Genomic DNA, 19,435 nt, shown 5'->3' with positions numbered 1-19,435 from the left:
CACCATGACCACGACCACCACCATGAACACTGCCACCAGCGTGCCCGACCTCTACCCCAGCCGCGGCGCCACCGAGGTGTCGGTCCCGCGCCAGGACCCGGTCGTGTGGGGCGCCCCCGGCACCCCCGGACCGATCTCCCTCACCGATCTCCAGACGTACGAGCGGGACGGCTTCCTCGCCGTCGAGGAGCTCATAACGCCCGACGAGGTCGCCGTGTACCGGCAGGAGCTGGAGCGGCTCGTCACCGATCCCGCGATCCGGGCCGACGAGCGCTCCATCATCGAGCCCAAGTCGAAGGAGATCCGGTCCGTCTTCGAGGTGCACCGCATCAGCGAGGTGTTCGCCCGGCTCGTGCGCGACGAGCGGGTCGTCGGGCGGGCCCGGCAGATCCTCGGCTCCGACGTGTATGTCCACCAGTCGCGGATCAATGTGAAGCCGGGCTTCGGCGCCTCCGGGTTCTACTGGCACTCCGACTTCGAGACCTGGCACGCCGAGGACGGGCTGCCCAACATGCGGACGGTGTCCGTCTCGATCGCGCTGACCGAGAACCATGACACCAACGGCGGCCTGATGATCATGCCGGGCTCGCACCGGACGTTCCTCGGCTGTGCGGGAGCGACCCCGAAGGACAACTACAAGAAGTCGCTGCAGATGCAGGACGCGGGCACCCCGTCGGACGAGGCGCTGACGGCCATGGCCGCCGAGTACGGCATCAAGCTGTTCACGGGCAAGGCCGGTTCGGCGACCTGGTTCGACTGCAACTGCATGCACGGCTCCGGCGACAACATCACGCCGTTCCCGCGCAGCAACGTCTTCATCGTCTTCAACAGCGTGGAGAACGCGGCGGTCGAGCCGTTCGCGGCTCCCGTACGACGGCCGGAGTTCATCGGCGCGCGGGACTTCACCCCCGTGCGGTGACCTCGACCTCGCCGTCACCATGACCGGACCGGGCGGTCCCTGCCCCCTGAGGGACCGCCCGGTCCGTCGTGCGTGCGCGGGGCGTCCGGCCACGGCATGCGGCGCCGCACGGCGGGCCTCACAGCCAGGCCAGCGACGCCGCCTTGTCCAGGACGTTCCGTGCCGCGCGCTCATCGCCCGTGAGACCCCGCGGCACCTCGTCCGGGGCGTAGCGGCCGCCCACGAGGAGACAGAAGTCGACCGGGTCCAGGGTCAGTTCGGCGGCCACGGGCTCGGCGTCCGAGCCGAGGACCCAGCCGCTGCCGGGCGCGGCCCCGGTGACCTCGACGAGGACGGGGGGCGCGTCGTGCAGGGCCAGGCCGAGGATGCGGACGGCGAGGCGGACCAGCTGCTCCAGATGCTCGTCGGGCGGCGGCGGTACGGCGATGCCGAGCGCCCGGCCGATGTCGTCGGCGTGGATCCAGGCCTCGAAGGCCCGGATGACGAAGTGGTCGGCGACGGGCAGCCGAAGTCCCATCACCGTCGTCGCGCGGGCCGCCAGGCCGGGGTCCCGGGCCTCGGGGGTGGCCAGCAGCTCGGCGGCCTGCGCGGCCCAGGTGGCGACGGTCTCCTCGGGCGTACGGGCGTGCTCGTGGACGATGACGTCGGCGGTGCGCAGCTCCCAGGCGTCCGGGGCGGGGGTCCCGGGCGGGATGCGCGAGACGGGCAGCCGGGCGCCGACGCCGAGCGCCACGGCCAGGTGTTCGTCGGCGGCGACCAGGTGGGCGACGGTGGCGTGCACGTCCCAGTCGTGCACGACGGGGGTCGCCCAGCGGCCGTCCAGCTCCCGGACCAGCGCCTGGAGTGCGGTGACGGCGGCGGCGTACGGCTGCGCGTGCGGGGCGACGCCGGGGGCACGGGGCCGGCGGGAGCGCAGGGCCGACGCGAGCACCCTGTCCGCACCGGCGTCCAGGTCGCCGGCGGCACCGATCGGTCCGGCGGCCGGGTCGGGGGTGCCGTCGAGCAGCCGTACGGTCGCGCGGAGTCGCTCGGCCTCCGCCGCGCAGGTCTCGCAGTCGGCGAGATGGAGCGGGACCGCCCTGGCGTCGGCGGGTGACAGCGCGCCGACGGCCCAGGCGGCCAGCAGCTCCCGTACGCCGTCGTGGTCGTTGGTCATCGCGCGCCGCCCTTTCGCCGTGCCGCTGCCACGATACGCAGAGCCGGTACGGCCCCGGCGGTGCGGTGAGGACCTGTCGCCATCACGTGCCCCTCGCCGCTGCCGGGTCCGGTGGATCCGCGAGGGAGTCCGCGAGCTTGCGCAGGGCCGAGCGGAGCCGGGTCTTCGCGGTGCCCTCGGGGATGCCCAGCTCCACCGCGGCCTGGCGGTAGGTGCGGCCCGCGAAGTAGGCGAGGTGGACGACCTCCCGCTGGGTGCGCGGGAGGTCGGCGAGGGCGGTGTGCAGCAGCAGGGAGCGCTCGCGGTCGACGACCGTCTCGTGCGGGCCGGGTCCGGCGTCGGGGATGGCGTGCAGCGCGGAGTCGTCCGCGTGGGCGTCCTTGCGGTGCCGGGCCTCGCTGCGCACCCAGTCCACGGCCCGCCGGTGGGCGAGCATCGACAGCCAGGTGCGCAGTGAGCCGCGGCGCGCGTCGAAGCCGTACGGGCTGGTCCACAGCTGGGCGAAGACCTCCTGGGCCACGTCCTCGGCCGCCGCCGGGCTCTGGGTGACCCGGACGGCCACCCGGCGCACGAGTGCCCCGTACGCCGCGTAGGCCTCACGCAGCGCGGACTCGTCCCCGTACACCAGCCGCCGATGCAACTCCACATCGATGGACGACTGTTCGAGCGTCGGCTCCACCGGCACCACCATCCCTGGTGCCCTTCCTAGCGTCCCGGACGGGCTCGCGCCAGTGGTTCAGGAAGACAGGGCCTCCAGGACCCGGTCGACGTCCGCCGCCGTGTTGTAGAGGTGGAAGGAGACCCGCAGATTGCCCGCACGGGCGGAGACCTGGATGCCGGCCGCGCTCAACTCCGCCTGCCTGACGCCAAGTCGGGGCACGGAGACGATCGCCGAGCCCGGTGCGGGCACGGGCTCGTGGCCGAGGGCGGCGAGACCCTCGCGGAAACGGTCCGCGAGGGCGAGGTCATGGGCGTGGACGGCGGCCACGCCGAGTTCCTCGATGAGGGCGAGGGAGTGGCGCAGCCCGGCGTAGGTGAACAGGGCCGGGGTCAGGTCGAAGCGGCGGGCGGAGCGGGCGAGTTCGGTGACGGGGCCATAGCAGCTGTCCCAGGGGTTCTCGGCCGCGACCCAGCCGGCCAGCACCGGTGTCAGCCCGCCGAAGTCCTCGGGCACGACGAGGAAGGCCGCGCCGTGCGGGCCGAGCAGCCACTTGAAGGTGGTGCAGACGGTGTAGTCGTACGAGTCGGCCTCCATCGGCAGCCAACCGGCGGCCTGGGAGAAGTCGACGTACGTCCGGGCCCCGTGGTTCCGCGCCGCCTCGCGGAGCGCGGCCAGGTCGGCGACCCGGCCGTCGGCGGACTGGGCGGCGCTGACCGCGACGAGCGCGGTCCCGGGGCGCACCGACTCGGCGAGCCGCTCCAGCGGCACGGCCCGCACCTTGAGGTCGCCGCGGACGTGGAAGGGGTTGAGGACGGAGGTGAAGTCGCCCTCGGCGGTGAGCACCTCGGCGCCGGGCGGCAGCGACGCGGCGACCACACCGGTGTGGGCGGAGACCGACGTTCCGGCCGCCACCCGCCCGGCCGGCACTCCGGCCAGCCGCGCGAACGCGGCCCGTGCGGCCTCCACGTCGTCGAAGAGCGGGTCCAGCGCCCCGCCCTCGGCCCGCAGCAGCGCGGCCTCCCGCAACGCGGCCACCGTTCGGGCGGGCAGCAGACCACTGCTGGCGGTGTTCAGAAAGGTGTTCTTCGGCGCGAACTCGGCACGGACGAGGCTCTCGAAGGTCTCCATGCCCCCACTGTGAGGCCCGACGACCTCCCCGTCCATTGAGAGGTTTTGCGCGGTAATGCAAAGCATTGCTTATACATGCCGGCCGACCTGCGCTTCCGCGCTCCGGAAGGGGCGCGGGGGACTGCGCGAGCAACCACGGACGCACCCGCGGCCCGCGCACCACCGCACCCCTGCGGCGCCGACGGCAGGGTCACCGGGACTGCGGCACCGCGCAGCCGTCGGGCCCGCACGCCTCCGCGCTCTCGTCCTGGATCACCTGGAGCGGCGGCCGCTCCCCCCAGGCCTGCGCGAGCGCCCGCTCGAACACCTCGGCGGGCTGCGCGCCGGACACCCCGTACTTGCGGTCCAGCACGAAGAACGGCACGCCGTTCGCGCCGAGTTCGGCCGCCTCCCGCTCGTCCGCGCGGACGGCGTCCGCGTACGCGGCGGGGTCGGCCAGCACCTGCCGTGCGGCACCCTCGTCGAGCCCCGCCTCGACGGCCAGCTCGATCAGGAACTCGTCCGCGTCGGCGTACACGGAGCGCTCCTCGGCGAAGTTCGCCCGGTACAGCAGCTGGAGCAGCTCGCCCTGCCTGCCGTGCTCCTTGGCGAAGTGCAGCAGCCGGTGCATGTCGAAGGTGCTGCCGTGGTCGCGGCCCTCCGCCCGGTAGTCGAGGCCCTCGGCGCCGGCCTGCGCCCGGAGGTTGTGCTCGCCGGCCTGGGCCTGCGCCTCGCTCATCCCGTACTTCTTGCTCAGCATGGTGAGGACGGGCTGGATGTCGTCCTTGGCGCGGCCGGGGTCGAGCTCGAAGGAGCGGTGCACCACCTCGACGCCGTCGCGGTGGGGAAAGGCCGCGAGCGCCTTCTCGAAGCGGGCCTTGCCCACGTAGCACCAGGGGCAGGCGATGTCGCTCCAGATCTCGACGCGCATGGTGTCAGCTCTCTTCGGTCGTACGGGTACGGGTGGACGGAGATGCGCTCCGCTTCTGCGATGGATGAACGTTCAAGCAGCCTGGCTCATTCCCGCGCCCCTGTCCCCGCCCCGGCTCATCCCCCGGTGACCGCATAGGTGAGGAGCAGATGGTGATCGTCCGCGGCCGGCGGGTTCACCGGGTCCGGCGTCCAGCCGAGCCGGGCGTAGAAGGCCCGCGCCCGGTGGTTGTCGACATGGACGGTGAGTGTGGCCGTGCGCTTGCCGTCGGCCCGCCACTCCTCCACGCAGGCCGCGTGCAGGGCCCGGCCGGTGCCCCGGCGCCACTGGTCGGGGTCCACGTGGAGCTGGGCGAGGTACACCGTGTCGGCGGAGGCGTCCTCCGCCGTACGGAAGGAGGCGATACCGGTGATCCGGCCGTGCTCCACCGCGCAGAGCACACGGCCGTCCGGCCGCTCGATGGCCCGCCGCCAGCCGGCGAGCCAGTCCGTGCCGTCGTCGGGGACGCCGTCCGGGTAGTACGTCGCTCGGGCACGGGCGTGCAGCGCGACGACGTCCCGGAGCTCGGCGGGGAGCGCGGTCCTGATCACACGCGCTCCGGTCACTCGTTCCACACGGTCGTTGATCATGCGGAGGAGGACGAGCCGGACGCCCCGACGGTTCCGGCCCGGGGTGATACCGGGCGCCACGTCCGGGCCGCCTCGGCCACGGCCCTCAGCTGCCGTTCCTCAGATCTTCGGGCCAGTTCGGACGGAACTCGATCTCGTCGTACGTCACCACGCAGCCCTCCCCCATCGGCGACTGCGTCATGAAGCCGACCAGCGCGGCTCCGCTCTCCTGCTCCCCGGCGAGCGTGAACAGCCGGACGAACGTCCAGCGCTTGCCGTCGCGGGAAGCGTGGAAGGCGAACGCCCGACCGGTGCGACTGACCCGCAGCCACACCGAACTCCCTTCCACGGTGAAGGAGTTGGCGTCGTCGGAATGTCCTCGCGTGACCACCGTGCAGACGGTGGGGACGTCCGGCGAGTACTCCAGGCACAGCTTCGCCCAGGCCCGCTCCCCCACGTGCACATACAGCACGCCCGCGTCGAACCCGGCGGCGAAGCCGACCGTGACGCGAGCGATCAACTGGAAGTCCCCCTCAGGCGCCCCCAACAGCCTGGGCGCGTCCGTGACGGAGTCCAGCCCCTCGTCCGTGGGCGGCACGAACCGGTCCTGCCGGGCGCCGGCCCACCCGGTGAGCACCCCGTCCTCATAGGACCAGTGCCCATCGGGCCCATACGTACGAAGAGGGAAAGGGAGTTCGGGAAGTTCGAGATCCATTGGGGGATTCTTACAGCCCGCGGTCGGCAGCCGCGCCCCTTTTGGGGGCGCGGAGAACTGCGCGAACGGCCACACCGGACCGCGGGCCCGAATCCGGGCGGACTCCCTACGGCACTACCGCTCCAGCACGCCGTTGAACCGGCGCGGCAGCCCCAGCGGATTGTCGTCCCGGAGCTCCGGCGGCAGCAGCGCCTGAGGCGCCCCCTGGTACGCGACCGGCCGAAGCCACCGCTCGATGGCCGTGCCGCCCACCGAGGTGGAGGTCGACGTCGTCGCCGGGTAGGGCCCGCCGTGGTGCTGGGCCGCGGCCACGGCCACACCCGTCGGCCAGCCGTTGACCAGCACGCGCCCGGCCAGCGGCGTCAGCTCCGCCAGCAGTTCCGGGCCACGCCCCTCACCGGCGGCCTCCTCACCGGACAGGTGCACCGTGGCGGTGAGGTTGCCCGGCAGCCGGGACAGCACGGACTTCGCCTCGGCCTCGTCCTCGTAGCGCGCCACGACCGTGAGCGGCCCGAAGCACTCCTCCAGCAGGAGGTCGTGCTCGCCCTCGGACGCCAGCTTGGCGGCGGGGACGGTGAGGAAGCCGGGGCTGACGGTGTGCTCGCCGCCCGCGCCCGCCGTCACCGGCGACTCCACGTCCGGCAGCTCCGCGCGCTCGGCGACACCGGCGAGGAAGTTGTCGCGCATCCGGTGGTCCAGCAGGACACCCGCGTCGACATCGCTGACCGCGTCGGTGAGCGACTTGACCAGACGGTCGCCGGCGTCGCCCGCCGGCGCCAGCACCAGGCCCGGCTTCACACAGAACTGGCCGACACCGAGGGTCATGGAGCCCGCCAGCCCCGAACCGATCGCCTCGGCGCGCTCGGCCGCCGCTGCCTCGGTGATGAGGACGGGGTTCAGGGAGCCCAGCTCGCCGTGGAACGGGATCGGCACCGGCCGCGCGGCCGCCGCGTCGAACAGGGCCCGGCCGCCGCGTACGGAGCCGGTGAAGCCGGCGGCGGCGACCAGCGGGTGCTTGACCAGCTCGACGCCCGCCTCGAAACCGTGGACGAGACCGAGGACGCCCTCGGGGATGCCGTGCTGGGCGGCGGCCCGGCGCAGCACGATCGCGACCAGCTCGGACAGCGCCGGGTGGTCGGGGTGGGCCTTGACGACCACCGGGCACCCGGCGGCCAGCGCGCTCGCGGTGTCGCCGCCGGGGACGGAGAAGGCGAACGGGAAGTTGGAGGCCGAGTACACGGCGACGACGCCCAACGGGACCTTGTAGCGGCGCAGGTCGGGAATGGGCGGGGTCGCGGTGTCGTCGGGGTGGTTGATCACCACGTCGAGGAAGGCGCCCTCGTCGACGATGTCGGCGAAGGCCCGCAGCTGGTAGCAGGTGCGGGCGAGTTCACCGGTGAGCCGGACCGGGCCGAGCGCGGTCTCCGCGTCGGCGACCTCGACGAGCTGGTCCCTGGCCGCCTGGAGCTGGTCGGCGGCCGTACGCAGGAACGCCGAGCGGACGGTGCGGTCGGCGAGGGCGCCACGGGCCGCGTGGGCCGCGCGGACGGCGGCGTCCACCTCCTGGGCTGTGGCCTCCACCGCAACCTGCTCGCGCTGCTTCCCGGTTCGGGGGTCGACACTCCAGACTGGTGCTGCTGCCACCGCGGGTCCCTTCACGTATTTCTGGGTCATTCCCAGGGGTATTGTCTGGGTCATTCACCAGGGTCGTTCGATATGCTGAACGCCGTCTTCAATGATGAATATGGTGTTGGAGACTATTTCCCGTCGAACGAAGGGGTCAAGGGCGATGTCGGCAGTCGAGACGGGCGGCGGAGCGCAGGTCAAGTCGGCGGTACGGACCGTCGAACTGCTCGAATACTTCGCCGGGCGCCCCGGAATGCACTCCCTCGCGGCGGTGCAGGAGGCCGTCGGCTATCCCAAGTCCAGCCTTTATATGTTGCTCCGCACCCTCGTGGAGCTCGGCTGGGTCGAGACGGACGCGACGGGCACGCGGTACGGCATCGGCGTACGGGCCCTGCTCGTCGGCACCTCGTACATCGACGGGGACGAGGTGGTGGCGCTGGCCCGCCCCACGCTCGACCGGCTCTCGGACGACACCACGGAGACCATCCACCTGGCCCGCCTCGACGGCACCAACGTCGTCTATCTGGCCACCCGGCAGTCGCAGCACTATCTGCGCCCCTTCACCCGGGTCGGCCGGCGGTTGCCCGCCCACTCCACCTCGCTCGGCAAGGCACTGCTCGCCACCCACACCGACGAGCAGGTCCGCAAGATGCTCCCGGAGACCCTCCCGGCGCTGACCGAGAACACGATCACCGACCGCGAGCAGCTCATGGAGGAGCTCCACCAGGTCCGTGAGCAGGGCTTCGCCGTCGACCGCGAGGAGAACACCCTCGGTCTGCGCTGCTTCGGCGTGGCGATCCCGTACCGCACCCCGGCCCGTGACGCCATCAGCTGTTCCGTGCCGGTGGCCCGGCTCACCCCGGCGCACGAGCAACTGGTCAAGGACGCCCTGTTCGACGCCCGCGACCGGCTGACCCTGGCGACGCGCCGCCTCTGACCCGGGCATACGGGCACCCCCGGGCACATGAAGACCTCATGAGAAGCGGGACGGAAGGGAACGACCGGCCGCGTTCCGCCCGTCTGTCCGGGTGCGATGAACAAGACGATCAGGCGCAGCGCCGTCTTCACACTGCTGCTGGTGCTCGCCCTGCTGGCGCGGGCGACCTGGGTGCAGTTCTACGAGGGCACGGCGCTCGCGGAGGCCAAGGACAACCGGCGGAACGCGATCGAGACGTACGCGGCGCCGCTCGGGAACATCGTCGTGGGCGGTGACGCGATCACCGGCTCCGCGCGGACGAAGGGCGGCGACCTCGCGTACAAGCGCACCTACAAGGGCGGCGAGCTGTACGCGGCGGTGACGGGGTACGCCTCGCAGAGTTACGCGCCGACGCAGCTGGAGGGCATCTACCAGGACCTGCTCAACGGCACGGACACCCGGCTGAGGACGGTGCTGGACACCCTCACCCGCGAGCGGGCCGACCCGGGCGACGTGATCACGACGATCGACCCGGCCGTGCAGAAGGCGGCGTACAGGGCGCTCGGCGACAAGAAGGGCGCGGCCGTCGCGATCGACCCGACGACCGGGGAGATCCTGGCGGTGGTGTCGACCCCGTCGTACGACCCGTCGTCGCTGACCGACGCGAACACGGCGGGCGCGGCCTGGAAGAAGCTGAACGCGGACCCGGACAAGCCGCTGACCAACCGGGCGCTGCGGCAGCCGCTGCCCCCGGGGTCGACGTTCAAGCTGGTCGTGGCGGCGGCCGCGCTGGAGGACGGGCTGTACGACTCGGTGGACGTGCGGACGGAGAGCCCCGACCCGTACACCCTGCCGGGCACGACGACGGAGTTGAGCAACGAGAACCCGGACGCTCCCTGCGAGAACGCCTCCATCCGCACGGCGCTGCAGTACTCGTGCAACAACGTGTTCGCGCGGATGGCCGTCAAGCTGGGCCAGGACAAGGTCAGGGCGATGGCGGAGAAGTTCGGCTTCGACGACACGGAGCAGGACGTGCCGGTGCGGGCGTACACGAGCGTGTACCCGTCCGGCATGGACGAGTCCTCCACCGCGCTGACCGGTATCGGACAGTACGACGTCACCGCGACGCCGCTGCAGATGGCCATGGTGTCGGCGGCCATCGCCAATGACGGCGAGCTGGTGTCGCCGCACATGGTGTCGCAGATCACCGACGGTGGTGGCGACGTACTGGAGGACTACGACTCCGAGGCCGGCACCGAGCGGGTGGTCAGTTCGTCCACCGCGGAGCAGTTGCGGTCGGCGATGGAGACGGTCGTCGAGGACGGCACGGGAACCAACGCGCGGATCGGCGGGGCGACCGTGGGCGGCAAGACCGGTACCGCCCAGCACGGCGAGAAGAACAGCAAGACGCCGTACGCGTGGTTCACGTCGTATGCGAAGGCCGACGGCAAGGAGGTCGCCGTGGCGGTGGTCGTGGAGCAGTCGAACGCGGCCCGCTCCGAGGTCAGCGGCAACGGGCTGGCGGCGCCGGTCGCGAAGGCCGTGATGGAGGCGGCGCTGAAGGGCTGAGGGCACAGGTCGAGGACCGGCCGAGGACTGTCCGAGGACTGTCCGAGGACGAAGGGCCGCCCCTCGGGGGGCGGCCCTTCCCTCATGGCGGCTACCTCACGCCGAACAGCTGCTGGATCGGGTTGATCGCGAAGTACACCAGGAACAGCGCCGAGGCGCCCCACAGCAGCCAGTGGATCTCCTTGGCCCTGCCGAGGACCGTCCTGATGAGGACGTACGCGAGAAAACCCGCGCCGATGCCGTTGGTGATGGAGTAGGTGAACGGCATCACCGCGATGGTCAGGAACGCGGGGATGGCGATGTCGTACCTGTCCCAGTCGATGTTCTTGACCTGGATCATCATCAGGAAGCCCACGGCGACCAGCGCGGGGGCGGCGGCCTGCATCGGGACGATGGTCAGCAGCGGGGTGAGGAAGAGGGCGATCGCGAAGAGCCCACCGGTGACCAGGTTGGAGAAGCCGGTGCGGGCGCCCTCGCCGACGCCAGCCGCCGACTCGATGTAGGAGGTCGCCGACGACGCGGAGGAGGCGCCACCGGCGACCGCGGCGGCGCCGTCGATGAGCAGGACCCGGCCGAGGTGCGGGACCTTGCCCTCCTCGTCGAGCAGCCCGGCCTCGGCGCTGACGCCCACGACCGTGCCCATGGTGTCGAAGAAGTCCGAGAGCAGCAGGGTGAAGAGCAGCAGGACGACCGTGATGACGGTGGTCTCGCCGAAGGAGCCGAAGAGGCTGAAGTCGCCGATCAGTCCGAACTCAGGGGCGGCCACGATGTCGTCGGGGACCTTCGGTGTGGTCAGGCCCCAGCTCTTGACGTCCGCCACCGAGTTGATCACGATCGCAATGACGGTCATCGTCAGGATGCTGATCAGGATCGCGCCCTTCGCCTTCCGGGCGAGCAGGGCGATCGTCAGCAGGACGCCGGCGCAGAAGACCAGGATGGGCCAGCCCGACAGCGCGCCGGAGGCGCCGAGTTGGACCGGCACGGTGGTGTTCGCGATGTCCGGTATCCGGGTGACGAACCCGGCGTCGACGAAGCCGATGAAGGCGATGAACAGGCCGATGCCGACGCTGATGGCCTGCTTGAGCGGTTGCGGGATGGCGTGCATGACCGCCTCGCGCAGGCCCGTTACCACCAGGACGCAGATCAGCAGACCTTCGAGGACGACCAGGCCCATCGCATCGGGCCAGCTCATCAGCGGGGCTATCTGGAAGGCCACGACCGCGTTGAGTCCGAGGCCCGCGGCGAGGGCGAGCGGCAGGTTCCCGCCGACGCCCATGATGATCGTCATCACGGCCGCCACGAGGGCGGTGGCGGTGACGAGTTCGGCGCCGTCGAGGGTGTGACCGTACTTGTCCTTGGCGCTCCCCAGGATGATGGGATTCAGGACAAGGATGTATGCCATCGTGAAGAACGTGGCGAAGCCGCCGCGTATCTCGCGGGCGAAGGTGGATCCCCGAGCGGTGATCTTGAAGAAGCGATCGACACTGTTCACCCCGGTCGGTGGGGGGCTCTGCCGGTCGGCCACCTTCTGTGCGTCGGACATGTGCGGTGCTCCTAGTGACGTGTGTGCTACGCGCGGATGCTGGCTGGATTGTTCCCCCGTTGAACCCCGTTCAGGTTTTCTCCGTGTTACGGAATCGGCGTTCGCCCTGTAAGACGGCGTTCGAAGCCTCGTGCGAACTTCGTTCACGATCACTGCTACTCTTCCGGATCTCGTCGGGGGAACCCCCCGACGATCACGTGTCATTCACACGACACGCACAGGCACCCGGTCCCGGTGCCTCCAGCCGAAGCGAGGAGAGAGGTCGCCCGTGGGCACGGTCGTCGACGACGCAGCCTCCGTGGAGTTCCACGACTTCTTCGAACGGCACTACGCCGAACTGTCCCGTCTGGCACATCTGTTGACCGGGGAGGCGGACGCGGCGGACGATCTCGCCGCGGACGCGCTGCTCGCGATGTGGCACCGCTGGGACCGGGTCCGCGGGGCGGAGCACCCGGTGGCGTACGCCCGCGGTGTCGTCGCCAACCTGGCCCGTACCCGGATCCGCAGCGCGGTGCGGGAGCGCCGGCGGATCACGCTGTTCTGGTCGCAGCGCGAGGAGAAGGCCGAGAATCCCGATATGGCCGGAGTGGTCGACGTGCAGTCGGCGCTGCGCCGGCTGCCGTTCCGCAAGCGGGCGTGTGTGGTGCTGCGGCATGCTTTCGACCTCTCGGAGAAGGACACGGCGCTCGCCCTCGGTGTCTCGGTCGGTACGGTGAAGAGCCAGACGTCCAAGGGGATGGCCGAGCTGCAGAAGCTGCTCGGCACCGAGCACGCCCCCCGGCGGATGCGCGCCGGCGTCACGGGCGCGGGAGTCACGGGTGCGAGGGTGACCGGCGCGGGTGTGCCGGGCAGCGGAAGAAGGGACCGATGAGGGACGTGCACGAGGAGCTGCGTGCCCGGCTGCGTGAGTCGGCCGAGGCTCACGAGCCCGACCGCGCCCGCATCCTGGCCCGGATCGAGCGCGGTATGGCGGCTCCCGAGGAGCGGCGCCGCAGCCGTAGGGCCACGCGGCCGCCGTTGTGGGGCTGGGTGCGGGTGGTCAGCGCGACCGCCGGTGTCGCGGGTGTGCTCGCGGTGGGCGGTTACGCCGTCGCGTCGGCGGTGAAGGGCGAGGAGAAGCCGAGCGACCGGACGGTCGCGGTGTCGCCGACGCCGGAGGAGTCCCCGGCCGCGACGAGCCGGGCGCCGATCCCGCCGGACCCGGCCCCGACCCGGGGGGAGTCCGAGCGCACGCCCAGCTCCAAGCCGTCGAGCGCGCCGCCGGCCCAGGACTCCCCCGCCCCGAAGCTGCCCGCCTCGGGGGACGAGGAGGACGGCCCCCTCCGGTCGGACGGCTCGGTCGACCCGCACAGCAACGACTTCTGGGCGCAGAGCAATCTGACCCTGAGGACGAGCGAGCAGCTCACCGAGCTCACCGTCCAGCTGCGCATCGCCGAGACCGGCGGGGTCTCCTCGTCCGGTGCCTGGCGCTCGCTGCCGGAACAGGACTTCGACCTGACGGTCGCGAAGGACGACGGCTTCCTGGTCTACACCTGGGTGCTGAAGGACGGTCGTACGGTCCCGAAGGGCGAGTTCGTCTTCGCCGGGCAGTACAACCACGAGCGCGGCGGCCGGGACGCGGGCGACGACCGCTACGCCATGACGGCGAAGGCGGGCAGCAAGGAGCTGGCGGTGGCGGGCGGCTTCGAGGGCGGCGACGGCAACGACTCGTCCGACGACGGCGACTCGTAGAAAAAAATCTCGCGGGGCGGCAACCTCCTGCCCGCCGGCGGCAACCGGATGACGTGAGAGCAGGAGGGAACCGGCCGTCCGTTTCCGTCATCTGCTCTCACGTACGAGCGATACGGAATCCACCATTCCCGGAGTACCCCCCTTGAGCACGCACAAGAGACCGCGCCTCACCCGCAGACGGGTGCTCGGTGCCACGGCGATCGGCGTGGCCGCCACCGGAGCCGCCGTGGCGGGCGGCACCGGCCTGCTGTCCACCGCGTCCGCCGCCGGTTTCGGGCACTCCGACGACGGCCGGAACTTCGTCGTCGACACCGGCGCCGGCCTGGTCTTCAAGATCTCCAAATCCACCGGCGACCTCACGTCCCTGCGGTACAGGGGCAAGGAGTACGAGGGTTACGGCGGCAGGCACTCGCATGTCGAGTCCGGGTTCGGCACGGCCACCGTCACGCTCCGGCAGTCGGGGCCGACGATCCTGGTCAAGGCCGTGCACGGCGCGATCACCCAGTGGTACGCGGCCCGCAGCGGTCAGAACAACATCTACCTGTGGACGCACAAGGCGGACGCCTCCTTCACCGCGACCCGCTTCCTCGTCCGCATCAAGCCGGGGATGTTCCCCAACGAGGGCCCGGACTCCTGGATCGAGAGCTCCGACAAGGTCATCGAGGCGGGTGACGTGTGGCGGCGTTCCGACGGCACCACGCACTCCAAGCACTACTCGGGCAAGCGGGTCATCGACTACGACCACATCGGTTTCACCACCGGTGAGGTCGGTCTGTGGATCGTCCGTTCCAACCACGAGAAGGCATCCGGCGGTCCCTTCTACCGTTCGCTGCTGCGTCACTCCAACGACAAGGGCGCCGGGCTCTACGAGATCCTGCACTACAACCAGGCCCAGACCGAGCCGGAACGTTTCGGCCTCCAGGGCCCGTACGTCCTGGCCTTCACCGACGGCGGCGCCCCCTCCTCTTCTCTGGCCCACGACAGGCTGGACACGTCCTGGGTGGACGGCCTCGGCATCACCGGCTGGGTCGGCAGGGCGGGGCGCGGCAGGGTGGCCGGCGTCGGGCTCAAGGGCATGGATCCGAAGCACGCGTACACGCTCGGCTTCGCGTCCGCCGAGGCCCAGTACTGGACGAAGGCCTCGACCGGCAGCGGCGCCTTCTCCTGCAAGGGCATGCTGCCGGGCACGTACACCCTGACCGTCTACAAGGGCGAGCTGGCCGTGCACACCCGGCAGGTGAAAGTGACGGCGGGCGGTACCACCGCGCTCAACAGCATCACCATCACCGGGGATCCGTCCGCGGCGAAGACCCTCTGGCGGCTCGGCGACTGGGACGGCACGCCGCGCGGGTTCAAGAACGCCGAACTGATGACGTACGCGCACCCCTCCGACGGCCGTGCGGCGAAGTGGACGGGCGATGTCACCCTGGGCGGCGGGGAGCCGGCCGCGAACTTCCCGGCGTACGTGTGGCAGGACGTGAACAACGGGGTCCGCGTGTACTTCAAGCTGACCGCCGCGCAGGCCGCCGCCGCGCACACGCTGAGGATCGGTGTCACGGACGCGTTCTCGAACGGGCGGCCCCGGGTATCGATCAACGAGTGGGTGTCGTCGATCCCGGCGGCCCCCAACCAGCCCTCGACACGGTCCCTCACCACGGGTTCGTACCGGGGGAACAACCACACGTTCCGGTTCAGCGTCCCTGCGAGCGCATGGAAGTCGAACACCAGTGAGTACAACGTACTGAGGATCGATATCGTCAGTGGATCGAGCGGCACGGCCTTCCTGAGCCCGGGCACCTCGTTCGACTGTGTGGACCTGCTGGCCTGAGCCCCCCTCGGCCGGCAGTGGTGCCGACTTGAGCCCCCCTCGGTCGGCACGACAAGCGCCCCCCGCCGGTGACGACCGGCGGGGGGCGCCCTTTTCGCGGATCAGCGCATCGTCGAGCCGACGGTCGTGGAGCCGGTCGTCAGGAACGCCGTGGCCGGCAGCGAACCACCGGCCCCGCGTGCCCCGTGGGCCGCGCGAGCGTCCGTGGACCTGAACGACGGGGTGGCCACCCCGCTGTCCCAGTTGTTGGCCGCGGACACCGTGCGCGAGCCCAGCCGGACCTTCCCCGTGCCGTTGCCCACCGCGAGGTTCCGCGCCAGCCGGGCCCTGCCGGTCGCGAAGTGGAACCCGTCCGCCTTGTTGGCGTAGGCGGTGTTGCGGTGGAGCCGTATCGCCCCGGTGTTGGAGTTCTCGGTGAAGCCGTGCAGCGTGTTGTCCCAGGCCGCGTTGTCGTTGACCCGGTGGGCGACGGAGGCACCGCCGCCGCCCAGCTTGAAACCGTTGCCGTTGCCTTCGAACGCGCTGTCGTGCCAGCGGTTCCTGCCGTTGCCGAAGGCCCAGGAGTGCTCGACGGTGACCGGCGAGGAGAACTGCCACAGGTCGAGCCCGTCATCGGCGTTGTCGTACAGGCGGGCGCCGGTGATCCTGTTGCCGCTGCCGGAGCCGAACTTCACGGCGATGCCGTCGGCGTTCTGGCCGTGGTTCCCGGCGTCGTAGTTGCCGTGGCTGTCCAGGTTCCGCACCAGGTTGCCGGTGGTGCCGTCGCCGCGCAGGGTGAAGCCGGAGTCGCCGTTGTTCGCGGTGACGAGGGTGTCGAAGATCCCGCCGACGGACGACGTGGCGACGAAACCCTGCGCCGGGGAGTTCTGGAAGGTGATGTGGGAGACGGTCCAGTGGTCGCCGTCGATGGCGGCGAGCCAGGACCCGGCGGGCAGCGCGGAGCCGTCGATCCTGACCTTCTCGTGCCCGTACGCGGTGAGCGTGATCCGGGCCGAGGCGGTGCCGTCGGCCGTGGACTTCAGGGTCCTGGTGGGCCGGTAGGTGCCGCCACGCACCTTGATCGTCGTTCCTGCGGTGGCGCGGGCGAGGGCGGACTCCAGCGACGCGGTACTGGAGACGGTGACCGTGGTCGCGGCGGCCTGGGCGCCGTCGTTCGAGAGGCCGAGGAAGACGCCGCCCGCCCCCGCGGCGACGGCCACCGCGGCGGCTATCGACAGGGTGCCGGATCTGCGATGGCGCCCGATGCTCTGACGCACAGGGGTTCCTTTCTCAGGGGGACGAGGAACGAAGCGGGCCGGAGGGGCCGCCCCGGCCCGCTTCTGATCACTGGTCGTCGCCCCGCCGGGAAAGGTTGCCGCGCCCCAGGCTCAGTCCATCGTCGCGCCGATCGTGTTGCTGCCCGTGGTGAGGAACGTGGTCACGGGCAGCGCGCCGTTCGACCGACGGGCGTTGTACGTCGTCGAGGCGTTGGTGGAGCGGAACGCGGGCGTCGAGACACCGGAGTCCCAGTTGTTGCCGGACGAGACGACCGACGAGCCCTTGGTGACCGGACCGGAGCCGTTGCCGACGGCCAGGTTCCTGCCGAGGCGGGCCCCGCCGGTCGCGAAGTAGTAGCCCCACTTGGCGTTGGCGTAGGCGGTCGTGCGGTTGATGACGATGGCGCCCTTGTTGCTGTTCTCGGTGATGCCGTTGCCGGCGTTGTCCCAGGCCGCCGAGTTGTTGATGACATGGGCCACGGTCTCGCCGTCGCCGCCCAGCTTGTAGCCGTTGCCGTCGCCCGCGAAGGCGGAGTCGCCCCAGCGGTTCCTGCCGTTGCCCATCGCCCAGGTGTGCTCGACCGTCACGGGCGAGGAGAACGACCAGAAGTCCAGGCCGTCGTCCGCGTTGTTGTAGAGACGGGCACCGGTGATGAGGTTGCCCGAGCCGGAGCCGAACTTCACGGCGATGCCGTCGGCGTTCTCCCCGTGGGTCGCCGGGTCGTAGTGGCCGTAGGAGTCGATGTTGCGGACGGTGTTGTCGGTGGTGCCGTCGCCGGTGAGGGTGAAGCCGGAGTCGCCGCCGTTGATGGTCTTGATGGTGTCCCAGACCGTGGAGGCACAGGACTGGCAGACGACCGCGCTGTCCGGGGAGTTCTGGAAGGTGATCCCGGAGACGGTCCAGTAGTCCGCGGTCAGCTTGAAGATCCAGTCGCCGTCGGGCAGGTTCGAGCCGTCGATCTTCACGGTCTCCGAGCCGTACGGCTGGAGGTGAATGCGGCTGGACGACGTGCCGTTCGCCGTGGACTGGAGGGTGGCCGTCGGGTAGTACGTGCCGCCGCGCACCTGGATGACAGTTCCGGGGGTGGCGTTCTTGAGGGCGTTGGACAGGGCGGTCGTGGTGTTGACGACGACGGTCGCGGCGTGCGCCTGGGTGGGGAGCACGGCCAGACCGGTGCCGAGGGCGAGGGCGGTGCCCAGGGCGAGAGCGGTACGACGAGACATGGAGAGCGGTTCCTTTCTCGTGCGGGTGGGGTGTTCACAGGACGGAGTCGAGCCAGTCGACGACCTCGTCCTGCTGGGTCGCGGTGAACACATGGCCGAGGTCCGGCCAGGTCTTCAGCCGCAGCCGCTCCTCGGCGCGGCGGGAACGCCAGACGGTGCGCGGCTTGTGGTGGGCCACGCGCACGCCGTCGGCGGGGAACGGCGGATCGAGGCCGCCGTCCGGGAAGAACAGCGCAGGTGACCAGCTCACGGGTACAGCCGTCCCCCTCGGAGCGCTGTTCGCCGAACCCGGGCGCGAACGGGGTGTGGTCCGGGGCGACGCACAGGGGCTCCTCGACCTTGGCGCGGGCGGCCCGCCGCCAGGCGCGGACGTCGCGGATCGGGGAGGTGCCCCGGGCGAGGGGGAAGCGGAGCTCGTCCTTGAGGAGGGGGTGGAAGCCGGGGGGGGTGCCGTCGAGACCGGCGAGGGCCGGGGGCTCGGCCGCCACGGCGGCGGCACCGGTTCCGGCGAACAGGGCGGCGGCCGACGCGACGGTGACGAAGGCCCGGCGCCCGACCCGCTCGCGGACCTCCCCCGGTCCAGGCGCGCCCGACAGGTCGGGGCCGTCGCCGGGGTCACGGGCAGCCATCGGGCCTCCAGTCCCCGAGATACGTCCGCCGGGTGCACAGCGCGGCCTCGGCCTCGGTGAGCTGCGGCCGGTTCTCGGGCACCGTGACGGATGCCCCGGGACCGGAGTTGCCGTACTCGCGGAAGCGCATGGTCTGCCACGGGTAGGCCTCGCGCATGTTGGTGTACGGGGTGACGGCGTCGATGCCGGGGCCGATCCAGGTGTCCCGTACGACGAGGCAGGGCCAGGCGGTCGTCTCGTACGAGGGGACCCAGGGGCGGGCGATCCTGTACGCCCCGTTCTCGGCGCCGGAGGTGATCCGGCCTCGCAGGGCGAGGAACCCGTAGGGGTTGGCTCGGGCGGTGGAGGGCGCGAAGACCATGCCCTTGGGGGTGAAGGGGACGTCCCGCTGGAGGGTGTGGAAGCGGCAGGACTCGAAGACCGCCCGCGCCCGGCCGAAGACGAAGTCGATGTCCCCCTCGATGTGGCAGTGGCGGTAGTACTGCCGGTCGAAGGCGTCGAGCGCGGTGGTGTCCGCGAAGAGGGTGTCCTGGTGGGCGAGGAACCGGACGTTCTCGAAGTGGCTGCGGTCACCGGTGACGTGCGCGGCCACCGCCTGGGTCCCGGCGATGTCGGGGTGGTCGGCGCGCAGCCAGTCGTTGGCGAGGGTCAGGTCGCGGACGGTCAGTCCGGGCGCCGCCGAGGTGAAGGTGGCCGAGCCCGCCGTGCCGTACGTACCGCCCTCGGGCCGGGGGGTGCCGTTGGCCCGGTCGAAGACGATCACTGCGGCGCGCGGGTCCCGCGAGGCCCCAAGGAGCGTCAACTCACCTTTTCCTGCCGGGATGTCGACGACCTCGCGATAGGTGCCCGGATGCACCACGATCGTCCAGCCGGGGCCGTCCACCGCGTCCACGGCGGCCTGGACGGAGCCGCCGCGCCGGACGTGCAGGACCCGGCGGCCGGCGGCGAAGGCGGGGGTGGCGCCGACGGCCACAAGGCCGCCTGCGAGCCCGGTGAGCAGGGTGCGCCGGCGCACG

18 protein-coding genes are annotated in these 19,435 nt (G+C 71.3%); 6 read left to right on the top strand and 12 right to left on the bottom strand.

Features of this window, described 5'->3' with window-relative positions:
- The first annotated feature begins 4 nt into the window (after positions 1-4).
- Positions 5-919, top strand: a complete 915-nt coding sequence (gene thpD / locus ACZ43N_RS09810) for an ectoine hydroxylase (protein ID WP_468096308.1) — start codon at positions 5-7, stop codon at positions 917-919.
- Between the two features lie 118 nt (positions 920-1,037).
- On the opposite strand, the gene ACZ43N_RS09805 is transcribed toward thpD, so the two are convergent.
- The 7 genes from ACZ43N_RS09805 to ACZ43N_RS09775 form a co-directional block, all read right to left on the bottom strand.
- Entirely contained in the window at positions 1,038-2,075 is a 1,038-nt protein-coding gene (locus tag ACZ43N_RS09805; protein ID WP_468096307.1) for a maleylpyruvate isomerase family mycothiol-dependent enzyme, read from the bottom strand.
- Positions 2,076-2,157: 82 nt separating this feature from the next.
- Complete coding sequence (locus ACZ43N_RS09800) at positions 2,158-2,766, bottom strand: RNA polymerase sigma factor (protein ID WP_468096305.1); 609 nt, start codon at positions 2,764-2,766, stop codon at positions 2,158-2,160.
- 45 nt (positions 2,767-2,811) lie between these two features.
- The gene (locus ACZ43N_RS09795; RefSeq protein WP_468096303.1) at positions 2,812-3,864 is read right to left on the bottom strand and encodes an aminotransferase class V-fold PLP-dependent enzyme; all 1,053 of its coding nucleotides are present in this window, start codon (positions 3,862-3,864) and stop codon (positions 2,812-2,814) included.
- Between the two features lie 190 nt (positions 3,865-4,054).
- Positions 4,055-4,774 (bottom strand): DsbA family oxidoreductase, encoded by a 720-nt coding sequence (locus tag ACZ43N_RS09790; protein ID WP_468096302.1) that lies wholly within the window; start codon positions 4,772-4,774, stop codon positions 4,055-4,057.
- 116 nt (positions 4,775-4,890) lie between these two features.
- The gene (locus ACZ43N_RS09785; protein ID WP_468096301.1) at positions 4,891-5,403 is read right to left on the bottom strand and encodes a GNAT family N-acetyltransferase; all 513 of its coding nucleotides are present in this window, start codon (positions 5,401-5,403) and stop codon (positions 4,891-4,893) included.
- A gap of 85 nt (positions 5,404-5,488) precedes the next feature.
- Positions 5,489-6,097: a DUF1349 domain-containing protein gene (locus ACZ43N_RS09780; RefSeq protein ID WP_468096299.1), complete on the bottom strand. Its 609-nt coding sequence runs from the start codon at positions 6,095-6,097 to the stop codon at positions 5,489-5,491.
- A 114-nt stretch (positions 6,098-6,211) separates the two neighbouring features.
- A complete protein-coding gene (locus ACZ43N_RS09775; RefSeq protein WP_468096298.1) occupies positions 6,212-7,741 on the bottom strand; it encodes an aldehyde dehydrogenase (NADP(+)) in 1,530 nt (509 codons plus the stop codon).
- 145 nt (positions 7,742-7,886) lie between these two features.
- Between ACZ43N_RS09775 and ACZ43N_RS09770 the strand changes: the two genes are divergently transcribed.
- Together ACZ43N_RS09770 and ACZ43N_RS09765 are read left to right on the top strand one after the other, a co-directional pair.
- Entirely contained in the window at positions 7,887-8,660 is a 774-nt protein-coding gene (locus ACZ43N_RS09770) for an IclR family transcriptional regulator (protein WP_468096297.1), read from the top strand.
- 96 nt (positions 8,661-8,756) lie between these two features.
- A complete protein-coding gene (locus ACZ43N_RS09765; RefSeq protein ID WP_468096296.1) occupies positions 8,757-10,208 on the top strand; it encodes a peptidoglycan D,D-transpeptidase FtsI family protein in 1,452 nt (483 codons plus the stop codon).
- Positions 10,209-10,299: 91 nt separating this feature from the next.
- Here ACZ43N_RS09765 and ACZ43N_RS09760 read toward each other — a convergent pair whose 3' ends face one another.
- Positions 10,300-11,751, bottom strand: a complete 1,452-nt coding sequence (locus ACZ43N_RS09760) for an NCS2 family permease (protein WP_468096295.1) — start codon at positions 11,749-11,751, stop codon at positions 10,300-10,302.
- Positions 11,752-12,019: 268 nt separating this feature from the next.
- Here ACZ43N_RS09760 and ACZ43N_RS09755 point away from each other — a divergent pair, with 268 nt between their 5' ends.
- From ACZ43N_RS09755 to ACZ43N_RS09745, 3 genes are all read left to right on the top strand, one after another.
- Positions 12,020-12,622 carry a SigE family RNA polymerase sigma factor gene (locus tag ACZ43N_RS09755; RefSeq protein ID WP_468096294.1) on the top strand — a complete coding sequence of 201 codons (603 nt, stop codon included), beginning with the start codon at positions 12,020-12,022 and terminating at the stop codon, positions 12,620-12,622.
- A complete protein-coding gene (locus tag ACZ43N_RS09750; protein ID WP_468096293.1) occupies positions 12,619-13,482 on the top strand; it encodes a hypothetical protein in 864 nt (287 codons plus the stop codon). Before ACZ43N_RS09755 ends, ACZ43N_RS09750 begins: the two co-directional genes overlap by 4 nt.
- A gap of 142 nt (positions 13,483-13,624) precedes the next feature.
- On the top strand, positions 13,625-15,310 hold the full coding sequence (locus tag ACZ43N_RS09745) for a rhamnogalacturonan lyase B N-terminal domain-containing protein (protein WP_468096292.1): 1,686 nt from the start codon (positions 13,625-13,627) through the stop codon (positions 15,308-15,310).
- Positions 15,311-15,411: 101 nt separating this feature from the next.
- Here the strand turns inward: ACZ43N_RS09745 and ACZ43N_RS09740 are convergent, their stop codons facing one another.
- The 4 genes from ACZ43N_RS09740 to ACZ43N_RS09725 all read right to left on the bottom strand — a co-directional run bounded on the left by ACZ43N_RS09740 (position 15,412) and on the right by ACZ43N_RS09725 (position 19,434).
- Positions 15,412-16,566: a right-handed parallel beta-helix repeat-containing protein gene (locus ACZ43N_RS09740; RefSeq protein WP_468096291.1), complete on the bottom strand. Its 1,155-nt coding sequence runs from the start codon at positions 16,564-16,566 to the stop codon at positions 15,412-15,414.
- A gap of 111 nt (positions 16,567-16,677) precedes the next feature.
- The gene (locus ACZ43N_RS09735) at positions 16,678-17,790 is read right to left on the bottom strand and encodes a right-handed parallel beta-helix repeat-containing protein (protein WP_468096290.1); all 1,113 of its coding nucleotides are present in this window, start codon (positions 17,788-17,790) and stop codon (positions 16,678-16,680) included.
- 34 nt (positions 17,791-17,824) lie between these two features.
- The gene (locus ACZ43N_RS09730; RefSeq protein WP_468096289.1) at positions 17,825-18,040 is read right to left on the bottom strand and encodes a hypothetical protein; all 216 of its coding nucleotides are present in this window, start codon (positions 18,038-18,040) and stop codon (positions 17,825-17,827) included.
- A 365-nt stretch (positions 18,041-18,405) separates the two neighbouring features.
- Positions 18,406-19,434, bottom strand: coding sequence for a pectinesterase family protein (locus ACZ43N_RS09725; protein WP_468096288.1), 1,029 nt, complete (start codon positions 19,432-19,434; stop codon positions 18,406-18,408).
- Between the last annotated feature and the right edge of the window lies 1 nt (position 19,435).

This window comes from Streptomyces sp. NPDC030814, assembly GCF_055572155.1.
Note: the sequence above shows the minus strand (reverse complement) of the source record. Positions and strands in the feature narration are given on the sequence as shown.